This is a genomic window from Sphingomonas kaistensis (assembly GCF_036884275.1).
GTDB classification, from domain to species: domain Bacteria; phylum Pseudomonadota; class Alphaproteobacteria; order Sphingomonadales; family Sphingomonadaceae; genus Sphingomicrobium; species Sphingomicrobium kaistense_A.
In genome coordinates, this window is record NZ_CP145607.1 from 2,450,507 (window position 1) to 2,468,116 (window position 17,610).

The 17,610-nt window shown below is 66.9% G+C and carries 20 protein-coding genes; 7 read left to right on the top strand and 13 right to left on the bottom strand.

Translation table 11 applies throughout. The features are described from left to right. The 4 genes from V6R86_RS11960 to V6R86_RS11975 all read left to right on the top strand — a co-directional run bounded on the left by V6R86_RS11960 (nucleotide 1) and on the right by V6R86_RS11975 (nucleotide 2,071). Nucleotides 1–408 (top strand): PTS sugar transporter subunit IIA, encoded by a 408-nt coding sequence (locus tag V6R86_RS11960; RefSeq protein ID WP_338504778.1) that lies wholly within the window; start codon nucleotides 1–3, stop codon nucleotides 406–408. Beyond that, nucleotides 405–680, top strand: coding sequence for an HPr family phosphocarrier protein (locus V6R86_RS11965; RefSeq protein WP_338504779.1), 276 nt, complete (start codon nucleotides 405–407; stop codon nucleotides 678–680). Before V6R86_RS11960 ends, V6R86_RS11965 begins: the two co-directional genes overlap by 4 nt. Before the next feature lie 3 nt (nucleotides 681–683). Then, a complete protein-coding gene (locus V6R86_RS11970) occupies nucleotides 684–1,478 on the top strand; it encodes an RNA methyltransferase (RefSeq protein WP_338505484.1) in 795 nt (264 codons plus the stop codon). A 221-nt stretch (nucleotides 1,479–1,699) separates the two neighbouring features. Beyond that, complete coding sequence (locus tag V6R86_RS11975; RefSeq protein WP_338504780.1) at nucleotides 1,700–2,071, top strand: hypothetical protein; 372 nt, start codon at nucleotides 1,700–1,702, stop codon at nucleotides 2,069–2,071. 56 nt (nucleotides 2,072–2,127) lie between these two features. Here the strand turns inward: V6R86_RS11975 and rmuC are convergent, their stop codons facing one another. Next, the gene (rmuC, locus tag V6R86_RS11980) at nucleotides 2,128–3,696 is read right to left on the bottom strand and encodes a DNA recombination protein RmuC (protein ID WP_338504781.1); all 1,569 of its coding nucleotides are present in this window, start codon (nucleotides 3,694–3,696) and stop codon (nucleotides 2,128–2,130) included. A 133-nt stretch (nucleotides 3,697–3,829) separates the two neighbouring features. On the opposite strand from rmuC, the gene V6R86_RS11985 reads away from it, so the two are divergent. Next, a complete protein-coding gene (locus V6R86_RS11985) occupies nucleotides 3,830–4,534 on the top strand; it encodes an SDR family NAD(P)-dependent oxidoreductase (protein ID WP_338504782.1) in 705 nt (234 codons plus the stop codon). 89 nt (nucleotides 4,535–4,623) lie between these two features. Here V6R86_RS11985 and V6R86_RS11990 read toward each other — a convergent pair whose 3' ends face one another. The 6 genes from V6R86_RS11990 to V6R86_RS12015 form a co-directional block, all read right to left on the bottom strand. Further along, on the bottom strand, nucleotides 4,624–5,871 hold the full coding sequence (locus V6R86_RS11990; protein ID WP_338504783.1) for a cyclopropane-fatty-acyl-phospholipid synthase family protein: 1,248 nt from the start codon (nucleotides 5,869–5,871) through the stop codon (nucleotides 4,624–4,626). A 15-nt stretch (nucleotides 5,872–5,886) separates the two neighbouring features. Continuing rightward, entirely contained in the window at nucleotides 5,887–7,239 is a 1,353-nt protein-coding gene (locus tag V6R86_RS11995) for a deoxyribodipyrimidine photo-lyase (RefSeq protein WP_338504784.1), read from the bottom strand. Nucleotides 7,240–7,272: 33 nt separating this feature from the next. Then, a complete protein-coding gene (locus V6R86_RS12000; RefSeq protein WP_338504785.1) occupies nucleotides 7,273–8,244 on the bottom strand; it encodes a metal-dependent hydrolase in 972 nt (323 codons plus the stop codon). Beyond that, complete coding sequence (locus V6R86_RS12005; RefSeq protein WP_338504786.1) at nucleotides 8,245–8,910, bottom strand: spermidine synthase; 666 nt, start codon at nucleotides 8,908–8,910, stop codon at nucleotides 8,245–8,247. 75 nt (nucleotides 8,911–8,985) lie between these two features. Further along, on the bottom strand, nucleotides 8,986–10,005 hold the full coding sequence (locus V6R86_RS12010) for a 2-oxoacid:ferredoxin oxidoreductase subunit beta (RefSeq protein ID WP_338504787.1): 1,020 nt from the start codon (nucleotides 10,003–10,005) through the stop codon (nucleotides 8,986–8,988). A gap of 83 nt (nucleotides 10,006–10,088) precedes the next feature. Further along, nucleotides 10,089–12,062 (bottom strand): 2-oxoacid:acceptor oxidoreductase subunit alpha, encoded by a 1,974-nt coding sequence (locus tag V6R86_RS12015; RefSeq protein WP_338504788.1) that lies wholly within the window; start codon nucleotides 12,060–12,062, stop codon nucleotides 10,089–10,091. Between the two features lie 80 nt (nucleotides 12,063–12,142). Here V6R86_RS12015 and V6R86_RS12020 point away from each other — a divergent pair, with 80 nt between their 5' ends. Beyond that, nucleotides 12,143–13,078 (top strand): alpha/beta hydrolase, encoded by a 936-nt coding sequence (locus V6R86_RS12020; RefSeq protein WP_338504789.1) that lies wholly within the window; start codon nucleotides 12,143–12,145, stop codon nucleotides 13,076–13,078. A 153-nt stretch (nucleotides 13,079–13,231) separates the two neighbouring features. Next, the gene (locus tag V6R86_RS12025; protein ID WP_338504790.1) at nucleotides 13,232–13,717 is read left to right on the top strand and encodes an RNA pyrophosphohydrolase; all 486 of its coding nucleotides are present in this window, start codon (nucleotides 13,232–13,234) and stop codon (nucleotides 13,715–13,717) included. Nucleotides 13,718–13,773: 56 nt separating this feature from the next. Here the strand turns inward: V6R86_RS12025 and V6R86_RS12030 are convergent, their stop codons facing one another. The 6 genes from V6R86_RS12030 to V6R86_RS12055 form a co-directional block, all read right to left on the bottom strand. Continuing rightward, a complete protein-coding gene (locus V6R86_RS12030; protein WP_338504791.1) occupies nucleotides 13,774–14,088 on the bottom strand; it encodes a hypothetical protein in 315 nt (104 codons plus the stop codon). 124 nt (nucleotides 14,089–14,212) lie between these two features. Continuing rightward, on the bottom strand, nucleotides 14,213–14,734 hold the full coding sequence (locus V6R86_RS12035) for a superoxide dismutase family protein (protein WP_338504792.1): 522 nt from the start codon (nucleotides 14,732–14,734) through the stop codon (nucleotides 14,213–14,215). A 136-nt stretch (nucleotides 14,735–14,870) separates the two neighbouring features. Next, on the bottom strand, nucleotides 14,871–15,296 hold the full coding sequence (locus V6R86_RS12040) for a biopolymer transporter ExbD (RefSeq protein ID WP_338505486.1): 426 nt from the start codon (nucleotides 15,294–15,296) through the stop codon (nucleotides 14,871–14,873). 23 nt (nucleotides 15,297–15,319) lie between these two features. After that, the gene (locus V6R86_RS12045) at nucleotides 15,320–15,808 is read right to left on the bottom strand and encodes a biopolymer transporter ExbD (protein WP_338504793.1); all 489 of its coding nucleotides are present in this window, start codon (nucleotides 15,806–15,808) and stop codon (nucleotides 15,320–15,322) included. Nucleotides 15,809–15,899: 91 nt separating this feature from the next. Further along, complete coding sequence (locus tag V6R86_RS12050; protein ID WP_338505488.1) at nucleotides 15,900–16,760, bottom strand: MotA/TolQ/ExbB proton channel family protein; 861 nt, start codon at nucleotides 16,758–16,760, stop codon at nucleotides 15,900–15,902. Nucleotides 16,761–16,824: 64 nt separating this feature from the next. Continuing rightward, nucleotides 16,825–17,511: a TonB family protein gene (locus V6R86_RS12055; RefSeq protein ID WP_338504794.1), complete on the bottom strand. Its 687-nt coding sequence runs from the start codon at nucleotides 17,509–17,511 to the stop codon at nucleotides 16,825–16,827. Nucleotides 17,512–17,610: the final 99 nt, after the last annotated feature.

Genomic DNA, 17,610 nt, shown 5'->3' on the forward strand with positions numbered 1-17,610 from the left:
ATGATTGGATTAGTGCTGGTGACCCACGGCCGGCTCGCGGCCGAGTTCATCGTTGCGATGGAGCATGTGGTCGGGCCGCAGGACGCGGTGGCCGGCATCTGCATCGGCCCCGATGACGACATGGAAGCGCGTCGCAAGGACATCGCCGAGGCGATCGCCGAGGTCGATAGCGGTGCGGGCGTGATCATCCTGACCGACCTGTTCGGCGGCACCCCGTCGAACCTGGCGATCAGCCTGATGAAAACCGGCGACATCGAGGTCATCGCGGGCGTGAACCTGCCGATGCTGATCCGCCTCGAAGGCGCGCGCAAGTCGATGAACGTCCGCGCCGCCGTGGCCGCCGCGCGCGAGGCCGGGCGCAAATATATCTCGGTCGCGTCCGAGATCCTGGGCGAGGCCGCGGCTTGAGCGGGGCGACCAGCCGCGTGGTGCGGATCGAGAACAAGCGCGGGCTGCATGCGCGGGCGAGCGCCAAGTTCGTCACGCTCGCAAGCAAGCTCGGCACCCCGGTCGAAGTCGCCAAGGACGGCAACAAGGTCTGCGGGACGTCGATCATGGGGCTGATGATGCTGGGCGCCGCGCGCGGCGATTCGATCGAGATCAGTGCGTCTGGCGACGGCGCGGACGAGGCGGTGGCGCAGCTCAGCCAGTTGGTTGAGGACAAGTTCGGGGAGGATTGACCCCTGCCCCGCCACATCACTTCCTTTTCGAACGACACGGTGAAGCGGCTGCGGTCGCTGCGCGAGAAAAAGGCGCGTCGGCTGGAAGGGCTGTTCCTCGCCGAGGGCCTCAGGATCATGGCCGAAGCGCGCGATGTCGGCGTGCTGCCTGAAATCGTCGCCTGCGCCGAGGGCGACCTTCACCCGCTGGCGGCCGAGATCGTCGCGCAGGCGGAGGCCGCGGGCGCCGAGGCGATCGTGGTGCCGGACGAGATCATGGCCAAGATGAGCGGCAAGGATAATCCGCCGCTGCTGCTCGGCGCCTATCGCCAGCCGCGGCTGGGCCTCGCCGATCTTGACCGCTCCACCTCACCGATGTGGTTCGTCGCCGAAAAGCTGCGCGATCCAGGAAATATCGGGACCATCCTGCGCACCGGGGATGCGGTGGCGGCGGGTGGGCTGATCCTGGTCGACGACAGCGCCGACCCGTACAGTGTCGAGGCGGTGCGGGCGTCGATGGGGGCAATCTTCACCCAGAAGATCGTGCAGGTGCCGTGGGAGCCGTTCCTCGCCTGGCTTCGGGAAGAACCGGGTCAACTGGTCGGGACCAGCCTGCAGACGGATCACGACTATCTCGACCCGACTTATGAGCAGCCCTGCTTCCTGCTGGTCGGCAATGAGCAGGCAGGCCTGCCAGACGCTTACGAGGCCGAGTGCGACCTGCTGGTGAAGATGCCGATGCTGGGCCGGGCGGACAGCCTCAACGCGGCGGTGGCGACGGCGGTGATGGCCTTCCACATCCGCGCGAGCTGGCGTTAATCTTTCTGAACAAGGTCACAAAGGTCACCGGTGGCGGCCAGTTTGCGCAAGGGTGTGACCTTTGAGGTCAAACCCTTGCGAGAGCAGCGAAATCAAAGAGCAAAACGAACCTGTTCGGCACTTGTCCCATCGCAAGTCCTACATTGCAAGCGGACGGTGACCGTTCATCTCGGCAGCGTTAGCGTGGCAGCATGACTCGCCTCCTTCGAAAGGCCAATCCGATGCGTGCTCCGCTTATTTCCGCCACTGTGCTGCTGGCCGGCTGTGCCACCGTGCCGACGGCGCCGGCCGAGCCCGCCGCGACCTATCGCGCGCTGGGAACCGAGCCGTTCTGGTCGCTCACGATCGACGGGCGCGAGATGGTGTTCACAGAGGCGGCGAAACCCAACAGTCGGATTGCCGAGGCGCAGCCGCGCGCCATCCACGGCTTTGCCGGCGACATCTATCAGGGGCGACGGATCAACGTCAACATCGTCCACGGCCAGCGCTGCAGCGATGGGATGAGCGACCGGGTCTATCAGGATCGCGTGCAGGTGCGGGTGGACGATCGCTCATTCGAGGGGTGCGGTGGGCCGGTAGAGGGTCGGCGCTGATTGCCGAGGAGCGCTATCGTTGACTGAGGTCCCGGCCTTCGCCGGGACGACGGGGGTTATTCGGCCGCGGTCAGTTCATCGTTCGCGGCCGGCGGAGCGAGCTTGGTCAGCGGGCGCGGGGCGACTTCGACCAGCGGGGGCGAGGCGATCTCCTTGTTGCTGCCCGAGCCGAGGCCCTCGAAGCGTTTGGCCTGCGTGAAGACCTGGGTTTCAAGGCTGCCGACCATCTTGTTGTAGGCGTCGTTCGCGGTCGCGAGATTGCGGCCCATGCGGACCACATGCTCGGCCATGGTGGCGATGCGGCTGTGGAGTTCCTTGCCGAGCGCGGCGATGACTTCGGCCTGTTCGGTGATCTTTTCCTGCCGCCACACGCTGGCGACGGTGCGGGCGATGGCGACGAGGTTGGTAGGGGTGGCGAGCAGCACGCGGCGTTCGAATGCCCAGTCCCACAATTGCGGGTCCTGTTCGAGCGCGGCGGTGAGGAAATGTTCGCCCGGGATATACATGATGACATAGTCGGCCGCCTCGCCGAACTGCGCCCAATAATCCTTCGAGCCGAGCGCCTGCGCATGGTTGCGGATCGAGGCAACATGCGCCTTGAAGCAAAGCTGACGCTTCTCGTCATCGACCTCGTCGCAGGCGTCGAGAAAGGCGTTCAGCGAGCATTTGGCGTCGATCACCAGCTTGCGGTTGCTGGGCAGGTTGACGACCACGTCGGGTCGCAGGCGCCCGTCGGCGGTGTCGAGGCTGACTTCCATTTCGAAGTCGATGCCTTCGGTGAGCCCGGCCTGGACCAGCACGTTGCGGAGCGACTGTTCGCCCCACCGGCCGCGCGCCTTGGGGCTCGAGCGTAGTGCATTAACGAGATTGCGGGTCTCGTCGCGGACCTGCCCATTGTCCTTGCGCAGTTCGCCGAGCACGCCGCGGAGTTCGCCATAGCTGTCCTTGCGCTCGGCCTCGACGCGCTGGAGGCCTTCCTCGTAGCGCTTGAGCGTGTCGGACACGGGCTGGAGCAAGGTCTGGAGCTTGGCCTGGCTTTCGCGGTCGGCCTTGTGCAGCCGCTCGTCGGCCTTGGCGAGGAAGTCGGTCTGGGCTTTTTCGAGCAATTTGTCGCCGACGTCGCGGAACTGGGTGATGAGCTCGTCGCGCGATTTGCGGAGGTCGGTGAGGCGATCCTCGAAGCTCTTCACCTCGGTCTCGAGCCCGGCCTTTGCGCGGCGGGCTTCGTCGCGTTCGGCGGTGCGCTGGTCGAGCAGGCGCTCGGCCTCGGCGAGGCGGGCGAGGCGTTCCTCGGCTCCCGCGAGCGCACCGCGCAGCGTGCCGGCTTCTTGCTGAAGCGCGCGGTGACGGGCGTCGAGATCGGCATGAAGGTCGGTGATGACGCGTGCCGCCGACAGGTCGGACGCGACGCGGTCGCGTTCCTCGGTGACGGCCTTGAGGCTTTCTTCGGTCAGGCGGAGGCGGCCCGCCTGTTCGGACGCGACGGCGTGATCGCGCTCGAGGATGGCGAGGCGGTCGCGGGCGGCTTTGGCTTCCCCTTGCGCGGCGGCGGCCGGGCGCGAGCCGAGGAACCAGCCGAGCAGGGTAGCAACCACCGCGACGGCCCCTACCAGCAGTGCAACCATCAACGCGTCCACGACTCATCCCCGCTGTCAGTAAAGAGAACAGAGGTAGAACTAACGGGCTTGGAGCCGCGGCACAATGACTTGGGAGCCGGCGACTTGGCCGGGGGCGACGGCTCGGCTAGGGCGCGCGGCCATGAGCATGTTCGAAGGCCGCCTCGCCCTTGTCACCGGAGCCAGCCGCGGGATCGGCGCGGCGATCGCCGAAGCGCTGGCGCGCGAGGGCGCGCATGTCATCCTGACCGCGCGGACCGCCGCCGGGCTGGAAGCGGTGGAGGAACGGATTCATGCGGCGGGCGGGACCGCGACCATCGCCCCGCTCGATCTCACCAAGGCCGAGGATATCGGCAAGCTGGCGCAGGCGATTTCGGGGCGGTGGCAGAAGCTGGACCTGCTGGTTCTGAACGCGGGTACGCTGGGCAGCCTCACCCCGGTCGAGCATATCGACGTCAAGGAATATACGCGGCTGATCAATTTGAACCTGCTGGCGCCACAGGCGCTGCTGGCGGCGTTCGATCCGATGCTGAAGGCGTCGGACAAGGCCGAGGTGGTGGGCGTGACGAGCAGCGTCGGCGCGACCCCCCGCGCGTTCTGGGGCGCTTATGGGTCGAGCAAGGCGGCGCTGGAGACGTTGCTCGGCGCTTATGCCGACGAGACGGCGTTTTCGGGCAAGCTCAGGGTGACGGTGCTCGACCCGGGCGCGACGCGGACGCAGATGCGGGCCAAGGCGTTTCCGGGCGAGGATCCGGCGGACGTGAAGGCGCCCGAGGTAGTGGCCGAGCGGCTGGTGCAGTTGCTGGGCGAAGAGCGCGAGAGCGGTGCCAAGGTGCGGGTGGATTAGATTTATTGCGTCGTCCCGGCGGAGGCCAGGACCTCGGTCGGTATGGCGCCTTTGCCGCCTGAGGTCCCGGCCTGCGCCGGGACGACGGCTTAGGCTTTGACTAGTGTGACCTGGGCGACGTCGATGCCGCCGCCGCGAAATCCGCCTTCGCAATACATCAGATAATAGCGCCACAAGTCGTGGAATTCGGGGCTGAAGTCGGCGAGGCGGCCGGCTGCCACTGCTTCGTCGTAGGTGGTGCGCCAGCGCTTCAGCGTCTTGGCATAGTCGAGCCCGAAGGCGTGGGGCTCGTGCCAGGCGAGGCCGCGCTCTTGTGCCAGGGCGCGGAAGCGGGGTTCGTGGAGCAGCATGCCGCCGGGGAAGATGTAGGTTTGGATGAAGTCGGCGCTGGCGGCGTAGGCGTCGAACAGTTCGGGGCGGATGGTGATAGATTGCAGCGCGGCGCGGCCGCCAGGGCGGAGGTTGGCGGCGATGGCGTCGAGATAGGTCGGCCACCAGCGCTGGCCGACCGCTTCGACCATTTCGACCGAGGCGACGGCGTCGTAGCGGCCGCGGTGGTCGCGATAGTCTTCGAGGCGGATGGTGATGCGGTCGGCAAGGCCTTCGGCGGCGATGCGCTGCTGCGCCCAGGCCTGCTGCTCGGTCGAGAGGGTGAGGCCGGTGACGCGGGCACCGCGCCTGGCGGCGGCGATGGCGAGGCCGCCCCAGCCGCAGCCGACTTCGAGCAGCGTCGAATCTTCAGTGAGGTTCAGGCGATTGAGGATGGCGTCGATCTTGGCGTGCTGGGCGGCTTCGAGCGTGGCTTCGGGCGAGCGGAATAGGGCGCTCGAGTAGCTCATGCTGGGGTCGAGCCAGGCGGCGTAGAAGTCGTTGCCGAGGTCGTAATGGGCGGCAATGTTGCGGCGGGCCTGGCCCGGTGCGTTGTCACGCCAGTGATGGGCGAGCCAGTTGACGAGGCGGAACGGGCCTTTGGCGCGAGCGGTGCCGGCGAGGCTGACGGCGTTGCGCATGAAGAGGTCGAACAGGGGCACCGGGTCGGGCGAGGACCATTCGCCGTTCGCCCACGCCTTGTACCAGCCGACGCTGCCGCTGGTGGCGAGGCGGACCAGCGCGCGCCAGCTGTGGAGCGTCACCACCGGCTCGGGCCCGGGGGCGTGGAAGCCGATCCGGCGGGCGGTGCCGTCGGGCAGCGTGCCGTGGATGCCGCCTTCGCGCAGCCGCTCGTGGAGCTGGTCGAGGATCCGGGCGAAGGCTGGGGCCAAGAAGCGGCCGAGCAGGCCGGCGCCGGTGACGAAGCTGCGGTCGGCGTTGAGGAGGTGCGAACCGCGGGTGGCCATGCCGGCTTCTTAGCGTCAGGAGGCGCGCTTGCGAAAGGCCTCCAGCGCGCGTTCGCGGGCTTCCTTGTGGCCGATCAGCGGCTCGGGGTAGTCGGGCGGTGCGGCTCCCCTGCCCCACGGATCGTGAATGTCGGCGTCGGACAGATGCGCGAGTTCGGGCACCCAGCGACGGATATAATCGGCGGCGTCGAATTTCTCGCTTTGGGTGAGCGGGGCCATGATGCGGTAGAAGGGTTGGCTGTCGAAGCCGGTGCCGGCGACCCATTGCCAGTTCTGGCTGTTGTTGGCGTAATCGGCGTCGACCAGGCAGTCCCAGAACCAGTCGGCGCCGCGCCACCAGTCGATCAGCAGGTGCTTGCACAGGAAGCTGGCGGTGACGAGGCGCGCGCGATTGTGCATCCATCCGCTTTCCCACAATTGCCGCATGCCGGCGTCGACGAGCGGATAGCCGGTGCGGCCGCGGGTCCAGGCGGTAAAGTCGGAGTCGGCGGCTTTGCCGTGGCGGGTGGTAAGGCCAAGCGGACGCTGCGATTCCTTGCCGATGAGGGGATCGGCGAGGGTCATCGAACGGCTGAAATCGCGCCAGGCGAGCTCGCGGTGGAATTTCTCCCCGCCTTTGCGACCCAGTGCGTGCCAGACCTGGCGGGGGCTGAGTTCGCCGTGGTGGAGGTGGGGCGACAATCGGCTGGTGGCGTCTTCGGCGGGAAGGTCGCGGTGGGCCGCGTAGTCCGAGGCGTGATCGACGAAGTGGCGGAGTTGCTTGGCCGCGCCTTGCGTGCCGGGGGTCCAGTCGGTGAAGCCGGTCGACCAGTCGGGCTTGGTCGGCAGGAGGTCCAGGTCGGCGAGCTTGTCGCTTTTGGGGAGTTTGGACGGCTTGGTCAGCTTGGGTGCCGGCAGCGGCTCCGGCGGCGGGAAATGGGTTTCGAGCGCGCGGTAGAACGGGCCGAAGATTTTGAACGGTTTTTTGGACCCTGAGCAGATGGCGCTGGGCTCATGAAGCACGTCGCCGTCGTGGAGGATGACGAAATCGCCATGCTCGCATTCGGCTTCGCGCCACCAGGGTTCGTACTGGCGGATGGCGTGGACGCCGCCGGCGCCGAGCTCCTTGGCGACGTCGCGCACCACCTTTGACGAGCGGCCGCGGCGGAGGATCAGGGTGGAACCGAGCTTGTCGAGTTCCTGCGCCAGCGCGTCGAGGCTGTGATGCAGCCACCAGCGCTGGGCGCCGCCGATCTTCCAGCGGCCGGGGGTTTCGTCGTCGAGGACGTAGAGGCCGACCACCGGCCCCTGTTCGGCGGCGGCGATCAAAGCGGGGTGGTCGGCGGTGCGGAGGTCCTGACGGAACCAGACGAGTTGGGGGGCGGCCATGCTTCGCTCAACGCGCTCGCTGGCCCAAAGGCACTATGGCTCTGAGGGCAGGTCGAGCGGGATCTGGAAGCTGGCTGAAGGCGCGCGGCGGCGGATGGCGGCGGGAACGCTCTTGTCGTCGAGCGCGCGATAATAGCGCTGGTCGGTGAGGACCGGGCGGCCGGCGACCTCGACCACGATGGGCATGCGCGACCAGTAGAGGAAGGAGCGGACCTGGCGGCTCGTCGCGCGGGCGCGGAGAAAGCGCGTGTCGTCGAGATTGAGCGGCCGGGTTTCGGGGTTGAGACTGAGGCCGGTTCCGGGCGCGAAGTTGCCACTGCCCCAGATGCTGTCGCTGCGCCACGCCATGGTGCGGTTCCAGAAGGCGAAGGGCGGCGGGCTGGCGACGGCGAGGCGCGGCTGGATCCCGCGCTGGCGGAGCGCGGCGGCGAGGGTTCGCTCGGCATGCGCGCTCCAGGCGACGTTGGCGGCGATGTAGAGGAGCAGGATGCCACCTGCGATCTGCGCCGGGCGGCCGGTGTGCGCCCCTCCCCGCTTGCCACGCCGGACCGACAGCCAGATGCCGAGCCCCAGGATGATCCAGTAAACCCAGTCGATGATGAAAATGGCGTTGGCCGAATACCAGCGGTCACCGAGCGGCGCGAAGAAGGCGACGGCGTAGGTCGTCAGCCAGTCGAGAAACGGGTGGCTGATCACCGCCAGCAGGGTGACGAGAAAGAGCGGCCAGGCGCGAAACGGCGTGGTGCCCGGCTTGGCGGGCTTGAGGCGGTCGACCAGCCACAGCAGCGCGACGGTGCCGGCGGCCATGACCGGCAGGCCGAACAGCGCGTGGGTCGGTCCGCGGTGAAAGGCGATGTAGTCGACCGGCAGGAAGAAGGGCACGATGAAATCGATGTCGGGGGCGTTGGCGCCTAGGATACAGCCGGCGAGCGCGAAGCGGCTGGCGCGCTTCAGGCCCATCTGCCCGAGCAGGGCACCGGCAAGGCTGTGGGTAAGATTGTCCATCTAGCGGCGGGAAGCGAACCAGATGAAATGGTGCGGGCCCTTGCCGTTGGACCGGCCGCGCACGTCCTGTTCCTCGACCCGGAAGCCGGCCTGCAGCAGGGTCTTGCTGAACTGCGCATCGGATCCCGCCGACCAGATGGCGAGTACGCCGCCCGGCTTCAGCGCCGTCTTGATGGTCGCCAGGCCGCTCGGTTCGTACAGCCACTGGTTGGCGGCGCGGACGAGCGCGTCGGGGCCGTTGTCGACATCGAGCAGGATCGCGTCCCATCCGCCTTCGCGGATCGGATCGGCGACATCGCCCATGTGGATGCGGGTCCGTTTGTCGGCGAGACCGGCGGCGTTGAGCGCTTCCATCGGGCCCTTGGCCCAATCCATGATCTCCGGCACCAATTCGGCGACGGTAACCTCCGCGTCGGCGGGAAGCGCTTTCAACGCGGCGCGCAGGGTGAAGCCCATGCCGTAGCCGCCGATCAGCCAGCGCTGCCGGGGCTTGGTGCCGAGCCGCTGCGCCGTCAGCGTCGCGAGCGCTTCTTCGGAGCCGCTCATGCGGGTCGACATGAGCTCGGTCCGTTCGAGCAGGATCATGTGATCCTCGCCGCGACGATAGAGGCGCATTTCGTCGCCTCCGGGAATCTGGGCGGTGGCGAGGAGTTCACGGGGATTCATCGGACAAATGCTCCGGCGAGGGCCGCAGCCGATGCCTGTTCAATGGTGTTGTGGTCTCGGCCGTGGCCAAGCGGCCTATTCGGCGCGGGGTTCTTTTTCGACCATCCAGCTCTGGCCCTTGCCGACCAGGCTCTGGAGGTCGGGTTTCTTGCCGGCCGCAGCGGTCTCGTTCTGCTGGATGACCGAGGCTTCGAAGGTCGGGGCGGGATCGTCGTAGATCACGCCCAACGCGACCGGGAAACCGACCGGGGGCATTTCGACCAGCATGTGCGCGAGGGTGCGATTGCGGACATTGTGGATGAGGACCGACGGATCGTCACCCGCCACCACCTTGAGGCTCAGCGTATCGGTGTCGAGCGCGATGCCCTTGGTGCCGCCGGCGAACAGCATCGCCTCGCCATGCTTCAGCCACAGCTGCATCTCGCTTGCGACATCGCGGGCGGTGAAGGGGGCGAAGACGTCGTCGTTGTAGACGACGCAATTCTGGAAGATCTCGATGAAGGCGGTGCCCTTGTGGGCGTGGGCGGCTTTCAGCACGTCGGGGAGCGACTTGTGGACGTCGATCCCGCGCGCGACGAAGCGGGCGCCGGCGCCGAGTGCGAAGGCGCAGGGGCGCGCAGGCGTGTCGACCGAGCCGAACGGGGTCGACGGGCTGCGGGTGCCGACGCGGCTGGTCGGCGAATATTGGCCCTTGGTCAGGCCGTAGATCTCGTTGTTGAACAGCAGCACCTGACAATCGAGATTGCGGCGCAACAGGTGCATGGTGTGGTTGCCGCCGATGCTGAGGGCGTCGCCGTCACCGGTGATGATCCACACATCGAGGTCGGGGTTGGCGAGCTTGACCCCCGTCGCCACCGCCGGCGCGCGGCCGTGGATGGTGTGGAAACCGTAGGTCTCCATGTAATAAGGAAAACGGCTGGAGCAGCCGATGCCCGAGACGAACACGGTCTTTTCGCGCGCGACGCCGAGGTCGGGCATGGTCCGCTGCACGGCTTTCAGCACCGCATAATCGCCGCAGCCCGGGCACCAGCGCACTTCCTGGTCGGACGCCCAGTCCTTGGCGGTGGTCTTCTCGATGGGGGTTGGAGCGTTCATGGGTCAGCGTCCGTAGAAGAGGTAGATCATGCCGAGCACCAGGATCAGCATGGCGATGTAAGGGACCGGGTTGATCGGCTTCATCAGTGGACCTCGGCCGCGTGCCTGTGGCCGTCGTCGTGGCCGCTTTCGATTTCGGGCAGCTGAGTCGTTTCGGGCGCCAGCGTGCCGCCGTGGGCGGCGCGGGCGGCGGCTTCGATCTCGGCGATCTTGAACGGCTGGCCGCTGGTCTTGGTCAGGCTCTGCACGTCGACCAGATACTGGTCGCGCAGCAGGGTCTTAAGCTGGCCGGTGTTCATTTCAGGCACGATTACGGTGCCGAAGGAGCGCAGCAGTTCGCCGAGGTTCTGCGGCAGCGGCCAGATGTGGCGGAGGTGGACGTGGGCAACGTCGTGGCCCTGCGCGTGAAGCCGCTTCACCGCCTGATGGATCGGGCCGAAGGTCGAGCCCCAGCCGACCACCGCGACCTTGGCGCCGGCGCTTCCTAGGCAGACGTCCTGGTCCGGAATGTCGCGGGCGATGCCGAGCACCTTTTCCTGGCGCGTCTTGGTCATCTCGGCATGAGCCTGCGGCGAATAGTCGATGTCGCCGGTGCCGGGGCGCTTCTCGATCCCGCCGATGCGGTGGAGCAGGCCGGGCGTGCCGGGCTTGATCCACGGCCGGGCGAGCTTCTCGTCGCGGCTGAAGGGTTCGAGTTTGCCGGCCTCGTTGCGCGGCACGCTGTCCTCGGTGGCGTGGGCGACCGGGAACGGGGCGTAGCCGCTCATGTCGGGCACCTTCCACGGCTCGGCGGCATTGGCGATGTAGCCGTCGGTGAGCAGCATGACCGGGGTCATGTAGCGGACGGCGAGGCGCACCGCCTCGATTGCGCAGTCGAAGGCGTCGGCGGGCGAGCGGGCGGCGATGACGGGCATCGGCGCGTCGCCGTTGCGGCCGTAGACCGCCTGGTAGAGATCGCTCTGCTCGGTCTTGGTCGGAAGGCCGGTCGAGGGGCCGCCGCGCTGCGAATTGACGATGACGAGGGGCAGCTCGGTCATGATCGCGAGACCCATCGCTTCGGTCTTCAGCGCGATACCGGGACCGGAGGACGAGGTAACACCGAGGCTTCCGGCGTAGGACGCCCCGATCGCGGCGCAAATAGCGGCGATCTCGTCCTCGGCCTGGAAGGTGGTGATCCCATATTCCTTGAGCCGGCTGAGGTGATGCAGCAGCGCGCTGGCCGGGGTGATCGGATAGCCGCCGAAGAACATCGGCAGGTCGGCGAGCTGCGCGCCCGCGACGAGGCCGAGGCCGAGCGCTTCGGCGCCGGTGACGGTGCGGTAGAGACCAGGCTCGGCCGGGGCGGCTTCTATATGGTGGGGGCGGAAGGCGGCGCCCATTTCGATCGTGTCGCCGTACGCGTGGCCGGCGTTCAGCGCGGCGATATTGGCTTCGGCGAGCGTCGGGGCCTTGGCGAACTTGGCCTTGAGCCAGTCGACGATCGGCCCACGGTCACGGTCGAACATCCACAGCGCGAGGCCCAGCGTCCACATGTTCTTGCAGCGCAGCGCTTCCTTGTTGCCGAGGCCGAACGGCTTCACGGCGTCGAGAGTGAGTTGGCTGATCTTGAACTTGATCAGCTGCCAGCGGGCGAGGCTGCCGTCGTCGAGCGGATTGGCGTCGTAGCCGGCCTTGGCGAGATTGCGGGCGGAGAATTCGCCTTCGTCGGCGATGATCAGGCCGCCGTCGCGCAGGCTCGCGACGTTCACTTTCAGCGCCGCCGGGTTCATCGCGACGAGGACGTCGGGCTGGTCGCCGGCGGTCTCGATCGAGGCCGAGCCGAAGTTGATCTGGAACGCCGAGACGCCGAAGGTCGTCCCCTGCGGCGCGCGAATCTCGGCCGGGAAGTCGGGGAAGGTCGCGAGGTCGTTGCCGGCGAGCGCGGTAGACAGCGTGAACTGCCCGCCGGTCAGCTGCATCCCGTCGCCACTGTCGCCCGCAAAGCGAACCACGACGTTTTCGGGAACGAGGTCGGCATGTGCCTCCTCGGGGGTAAGCATGTGAGTGGCCGTGGCCATGGCGCGTCCTGCAAGGGAAAAGGGGTTGAGCCGCCTTTAGCGCGTGCAAAGGGCGGCGTCACCACGTTAGGGCTGCGACCATGACCCAACCCTTCGTCCGTCCCGATGTCGCCGCCTTGCTGGCGATCGCCAATGGTCCCGGGGGCAAGCGCGCGGTCGATGTCGGGCTGGTCGACGCGCGGCGGATGATGCATGCCAGCCGCGCGCTGTTCGATGCGCCGGTGGGCGCACTGGCAGTGCTGCGCGATGTGGGCGGAGGGCCGTGCCCGATGCGGCTATACGATGCGCGGGATCAGCGAGAGCCGGGTCCGGTGCTGGTCTTTTATCACGGCGGCGGGTTCGTGCTGGGCGACCTCGATACCCACGATCCGGTGTGCGCCGAGCTGGCGCGGCTGACGGACTTGCCGGTGGTGGCCGTCGATTATCGGCTGGCGCCCGAGCACCCCTTTCCCGCCGGTCCCGATGACGCCATCGCCGCCGCGCGATGGGTGGCCGGGAGCCCAGTCCAGCTCGGGCTGGAAGCGACCGGGCTGGTGCCGACCGGAGACAGCGCGGGCGGGACGTTTGCGATTCTCACGGCGCTGGCGCTGCGCGACGAGCCGGCGGCGGCGCCGGTGCTGGCGGCCATGCCCTTCTACCCCGCGGCGCATCCGGTGAAGCATTATCCGAGCCTCGACGCTTTCGGCGAAGGCTATCTGCTGAGCCGGGCGTCGATGGGCTGGTTCGACCAATGCTATGCGCCCGATCGCAAGGACTGGCGCTACAATGTGCTGGCGAAGCCGCTGGCCGGGCTGCCGCCGATGATCGTGGTGACCGCGTCGCTCGACCCGATCCGCGACCAGGGCCGGGCATTCGCTGCGGCCTGCGTCGAGGCAGGAGTGGAGACGGTGTATCAGGAGTGCGCCGGCACGATCCACGGCTTCCTCAACCTGCGCAAGGCGCTGCCGAGCGCGCAGGGCGATCTCGAGCGCGCCGTCAGGCAACTCGCGCTGACCCTGGGTCGGTTGACCGCATAAGAGGTACGAACCTCGAGGAGTATCGCTATGAAAGCGGGATCTTCTTGTCGACACCAGCCGCGGCAACGTCGATCGGGACCGGATCGAGGACGTGCTGTATGAGGCCGGCGGACATACTTGGCGAGCCGGGCCCGGGATGACACAGGGGCGGGCATGACCGAACATCAAGCCTATCGCCGCGGAGTCGGCGTCATGCTCCTCAATGCCGACCGCCAGGTATGGGTCGGCCGCCGCATCGATCGCACCGACGAAGCGTGGCAGATGCCGCAGGGCGGGATCGACGAGGGCGAGGAGCCGTGGGACACCGCGCTTCGCGAGCTGGAAGAAGAGACCGGCATTCCGCCGCATCTGGTCGAGCGGATCGCCGATTGTCCCGAGCGGCTGCGCTACGAGCTGCCGGAAGAATTGAAGAGCAAATTGTGGGGCGGCAAGTGGCGCGGGCAGGAGCAGGACTGGTTTCTGTGCCGCTTCCTAGGACGGGAGGGCGACGTCGATATCGCCACCGCGCATCCCGAATTCGACGCGTGGAAATGGGTCGCGCCGTCAGCGCTGCCCGACCTCATCGTGCCGTTCAAGCGCGACCTCTACCGTCGCCTGATCGAGCAGTTCCGCGAGCATATCGACCTGCCGCTGCCCTGAACAAAGCAGAAGAGGCGGCCGGTAAAGGCCGCCCCTTCCTCAGAGCTTTACGTGAGTTACTTGGCGCCCATCGCGTCGGCGAGCTTGCGGACCTTTTCGGCGACCTTGGGATCGTCGGCGCGGTCGGCTGCCTTGGCGGTGTCCTGGCCGATCTTTTCCAGCAGCGGCTTAAGCTTCTCGGAATCGGGTTCGTCGGCGCTGAGCAGTTTCTCTAGCCGCTCGAGCTCCGATGCGAGGCCCTTGGCGCCGGTGAAGTCGGCCTTGCGAACGGCTTCGGCCCATTCACCGGCCAGCTTGGCACCGGCCTTCGGCGTGGTCTTCTCGATGCCTTTGTCAAAGGCATTCTCGGTCGCGGCAAAACGTTGCGGCATTGTGTCTTACTCCTGGGACTGGCGGCCCCACTCGGCCGTCATTTCCCCCAACGAAGCGAGCAGCGCTTGGCCGCTACAGGCCATCGGGCAGGAAAATCGCCGGAACTTCCCTGCCCTGCCCCGATCAGCCGGCGGGGCTGAGCACCGCGCAGGCGATGCGGTCGCCGCTGTTGCCCGACGGGTCGGTAACATTGTCGTCTTCGGCCGCGTGAAGCACCAGCGCGGAGCCATCGGCGTCGCGGAGCTGGGCGAAGCTGGCGCCGGTCAGCACCACGGTTTCGCGCAAGGTGCCGTTGGCGGCGACGGGGACGTTGGGGAGATCGCCGGCGTGCGGGCCCATCGGGTTGGACAGGCCATGCTTGCGCGAGGCCGGGTTCCAGTGCGAGCCGGCGGTGGTGAAACCAGGCCCGTCACAGCGCCCGACGGCATGGACGTGCAGCCCCTTGCGACCGACCGAGAGCCCGTTGGCTTCGACCCGGAAGCTGACGGCGCCGGGTGTTTCCCACATGCGCACGGTACCGATTGCTTGCCCCGCGCTTCCGATCAATGGGACCGACATCGCGCTCGACGGTGCGTCGCTGGGGGTGGCGCAGGCAGCGAGCGACGTGGCGCCGGCAAGGATGAGGTAAAGACTGGGCGTGCGCATGGGGTGCGTTTCTCCTGCGTGTGAAAAGGGTGGTCACCACCTGAACGCACCACCATGAAAAAAGGGCGACCTTTCCGCTAAGGAAAGGCCGCCCAGGATCATTCGGGATGGTTCCCGAACCTGTTTCAATCCAGCGTCAGAACGCCTTGCCGTAGGCCTCGTTGCCGACGAAGCCCATCTTGGACACGTTGGCCTGCTTGGTCACGACCAGCACCTGGTCGACGAGGTCGTACTTGGCTTCCGGTTCGGGCTGCAGGTGCAGTTCGGGGACCGGGTTCATCTGCTGCGTGATGTCGAGATACTGCCGCAGCTGGACCTGGTTCACCGGGGCGCCGTTCCACAAAATGGCGTTGCCCTGGGTCACCACGATCTTGTTCTTGACCGGATCAATGATCTCCTGCTGCGGGCTGTCGCCTTGCGGGAGGTCAAGCTTCACGGCGTGGGTCTGCGGCGGGATGGTGATGATCAGCATGATGATCAGCACCAGCATGACGTCGATGAGCGGAGTGGTATTCATCTCCATCATCGGTTCGCCTTCGGAGTTATTCGAAGTCGTCTGCATCGCCATGGGGCGAGTTCCTTTTCTTACAGCCGCGTCACGCCGGTGCCGGCGGGCGGCTCCGACACGAAGCCGACACGGGCAAAACCGGCCCGCTGCATGGTGAAGATGGTACCGCCGATGCACTTGTACGGCGTGTTCACGTCACCACGAATATGCGCTTCCGGCATGGTATCGTCGGTGAGGTTTTCCGCGCCGCCGACCTTGGCGATGGCGTCCTCGAGCGACTTGACCGAGCGATCGAGCAGGGTCTGGCTGTCGATCGGGGTCATACCCCAATAGACTTCGCAGGTCCCGCCCGGACCACCGCGAACGGTGAGCTCGACGTTTTCGGGCTTGGTCTCGCGGGCTTCATAGGCGGTGGCCGGAAGCGCGATCGGAACGGTTTCCACCACGACCGGAACCGCGATGAGGAAGATGATCAGGAGCACCAGCATCACGTCCACGAGGGGCGTGGTGTTGATGTCGGACATCGGGACGTCGTCGCCGTCTTCCTTGCCGACACTCATTGCCATGGGATGATACTTCCCTTTTTCAGATAGGTTTGCGCGCTTGCCGAGGCAGGAGCCGGACGCCGATCAGACGCCCGGCTCCCTGAACCAAGGCTTAGCGGCGATCCAGCGTGCTGGTGCCGGTGCCGCCAGCCTGCTGGCCGGTCGAGGTCTGACCGGCGGTCAGCGGCGGGGTGCCGGCCGGGGTCGGAGCGGCGGCGGTGCGGGTCTGGGCGCCCTTGGCGACCGAGGCCGAACCGGCATTCGGAGCAGCGGCCGAAACCATCTGCGGCTTAACCTTGCCCTCCGACATGACGTAGCCGTGCAGGTCGTTGGTGAAGGCGGCCAGATCTTCCATGATCGACTTGTTGCGACGGATCAGCCAGTTGTAGGCAAGCACGGCCGGAACCGCGACGACGAGGCCGAGCGCGGTCATGATGAGCGCTTCACCAACCGGACCGGCGACGGTGCTGATCGAGGCCTGGCCCGACGCACCGATCTTGATCAGGGCGCGGTAGATGCCGACGACGGTACCGAACAGACCGATGAACGGCGAGGTCGAACCGACGGTCGCGAGGAAGGCGAGGCCTTCACCGAGACGGGCGCCGATGCCGCCCTGCGAACGGGCGAGGCTGTTGGCCATCCAGTCATGCTGGTCGACCGGGTTGGTCAGCTTGCCGTGCTGCTCCTGGGCGATGAGCGTGTCGTCAACGATCGCGCGGTAGGCGCTCTTGGCGTCGAGCTTGCTCGAAGCGTCCTTGAGGTTCGGCGAGTTCCAGAAGCTGGCCCGGACCTTGTTGCCCTGGCTGATGATCTTCTGCTGTTCGAAGAACTTGGTGAACAGGATGTAGAAGGTGCCAATCGACATGGCGACCAGGATCACGAAGGTGGCCCAGGAGATGATGCCACCCTCATTCAGCGCCTGCATCAGGCCGTAGGGGTTTTCACCCGCCGGAGCGGCGGCCGCGGCGGCCATCAGAGAGACGAAAGTCATAGTGCGTATCCTTAAGTGGAAACCGTTGGATTAAGGTCGGTGACAATCAGTCCGCAGGCAGGCGCCAGACGATGCGCGAGCTGTAGGAATCGCTGGTCTTGGCCCCGCTGCTGTCGGTCGCCGGGGTAAACCGGGCCCGGCTGCGAAGAAGGCGGCAGGTCGTGCTGTCCAGCGAGCTGGACCCCGACGAGCTGGTCACCGTGCAGTTGGTGACGCGGCCATCAGGACCGATATCCAGGCGGAAGCCGGTGGTACCCTGCTGCTCGTTGCGGATCGCGTCCTGCGGATAATCGTCATCCGAAAAATAGGACGTGAGGTTCGCACGGGCCTTGGCCGGCTGCACCTTGACCGGCGCGGGCGGCGGTGGCGGGGGCGGCGGCGCGGGCGGAGCCGGCGGAGCCGGCGGCGCTGTCGGCGTGATTACCGGCGGCGGCGCGACATTCACCGTGCTGACCGGCGGCGGCGGCGTGTTGGTCCGCACCAGCGGCGGCGGCGACACCACCGGCGGCGGCGGAGCCTCGACCTGCTTCTCGGGCGGGGGTGGGGGTTCCTCGGGAGGGGGCGGTGGCTCCTCCTCGACGTCGAAGGTCTTCAGATCTTCAGCGGCTTTTTTCACGACATTGTACGCGAGGCCGGTGATGATCGCATATCCGAGCAGCACATGCAGCAAGGCGACAATGACGATCGAAACCGTCCTGTTCCCGCTCATCTGCCTGCGATTGGCGTAAGACATCCTGCCGCTATTCTCCTCAGGGGTGACCTTCCTTCAGTTCCAGTTCCGCCAAAAGGGCAGCGGTTCCGGGGCTGACGGGCCGATGGTTCAACATATCAT

What these genes read in the sequence shown, in the direction of transcription:
- V6R86_RS11960 (WP_338504778.1), top strand. Translation starts at nt 1, where the DNA reads ATGATTGGATTAGTGCTGGTGACCCACGGCCGGCTCGCGGCCGAGTTC.
- V6R86_RS11975 (WP_338504780.1), top strand. Translation starts at nt 1,700, where the DNA reads ATGCGTGCTCCGCTTATTTCCGCCACTGTGCTGCTGGCCGGCTGTGCC.
- rmuC (WP_338504781.1), bottom strand. Translation starts at nt 3,696, where the DNA reads ATGGTTGCACTGCTGGTAGGGGCCGTCGCGGTGGTTGCTACCCTGCTC.
- V6R86_RS11985 (WP_338504782.1), top strand. Translation starts at nt 3,830, where the DNA reads ATGAGCATGTTCGAAGGCCGCCTCGCCCTTGTCACCGGAGCCAGCCGC.
- V6R86_RS11990 (WP_338504783.1), bottom strand. Translation starts at nt 5,871, where the DNA reads ATGGCCACCCGCGGTTCGCACCTCCTCAACGCCGACCGCAGCTTCGTC.
- V6R86_RS11995 (WP_338504784.1), bottom strand. Translation starts at nt 7,239, where the DNA reads ATGGCCGCCCCCCAACTCGTCTGGTTCCGTCAGGACCTCCGCACCGCC.
- V6R86_RS12000 (WP_338504785.1), bottom strand. Translation starts at nt 8,244, where the DNA reads ATGGACAATCTTACCCACAGCCTTGCCGGTGCCCTGCTCGGGCAGATG.
- V6R86_RS12005 (WP_338504786.1), bottom strand. Translation starts at nt 8,910, where the DNA reads ATGAATCCCCGTGAACTCCTCGCCACCGCCCAGATTCCCGGAGGCGAC.
- V6R86_RS12010 (WP_338504787.1), bottom strand. Translation starts at nt 10,005, where the DNA reads ATGAACGCTCCAACCCCCATCGAGAAGACCACCGCCAAGGACTGGGCG.
- V6R86_RS12015 (WP_338504788.1), bottom strand. Translation starts at nt 12,062, where the DNA reads ATGGCCACGGCCACTCACATGCTTACCCCCGAGGAGGCACATGCCGAC.
- V6R86_RS12020 (WP_338504789.1), top strand. Translation starts at nt 12,143, where the DNA reads ATGACCCAACCCTTCGTCCGTCCCGATGTCGCCGCCTTGCTGGCGATC.
- V6R86_RS12025 (WP_338504790.1), top strand. Translation starts at nt 13,232, where the DNA reads ATGACCGAACATCAAGCCTATCGCCGCGGAGTCGGCGTCATGCTCCTC.
- V6R86_RS12030 (WP_338504791.1), bottom strand. Translation starts at nt 14,088, where the DNA reads ATGCCGCAACGTTTTGCCGCGACCGAGAATGCCTTTGACAAAGGCATC.
- V6R86_RS12035 (WP_338504792.1), bottom strand. Translation starts at nt 14,734, where the DNA reads ATGCGCACGCCCAGTCTTTACCTCATCCTTGCCGGCGCCACGTCGCTC.
- V6R86_RS12040 (WP_338505486.1), bottom strand. Translation starts at nt 15,296, where the DNA reads ATGCAGACGACTTCGAATAACTCCGAAGGCGAACCGATGATGGAGATG.
- V6R86_RS12045 (WP_338504793.1), bottom strand. Translation starts at nt 15,808, where the DNA reads ATGGCAATGAGTGTCGGCAAGGAAGACGGCGACGACGTCCCGATGTCC.
- V6R86_RS12050 (WP_338505488.1), bottom strand. Translation starts at nt 16,760, where the DNA reads ATGGCCGCCGCGGCCGCCGCTCCGGCGGGTGAAAACCCCTACGGCCTG.
- V6R86_RS12055 (WP_338504794.1), bottom strand. Translation starts at nt 17,511, where the DNA reads ATGTCTTACGCCAATCGCAGGCAGATGAGCGGGAACAGGACGGTTTCG.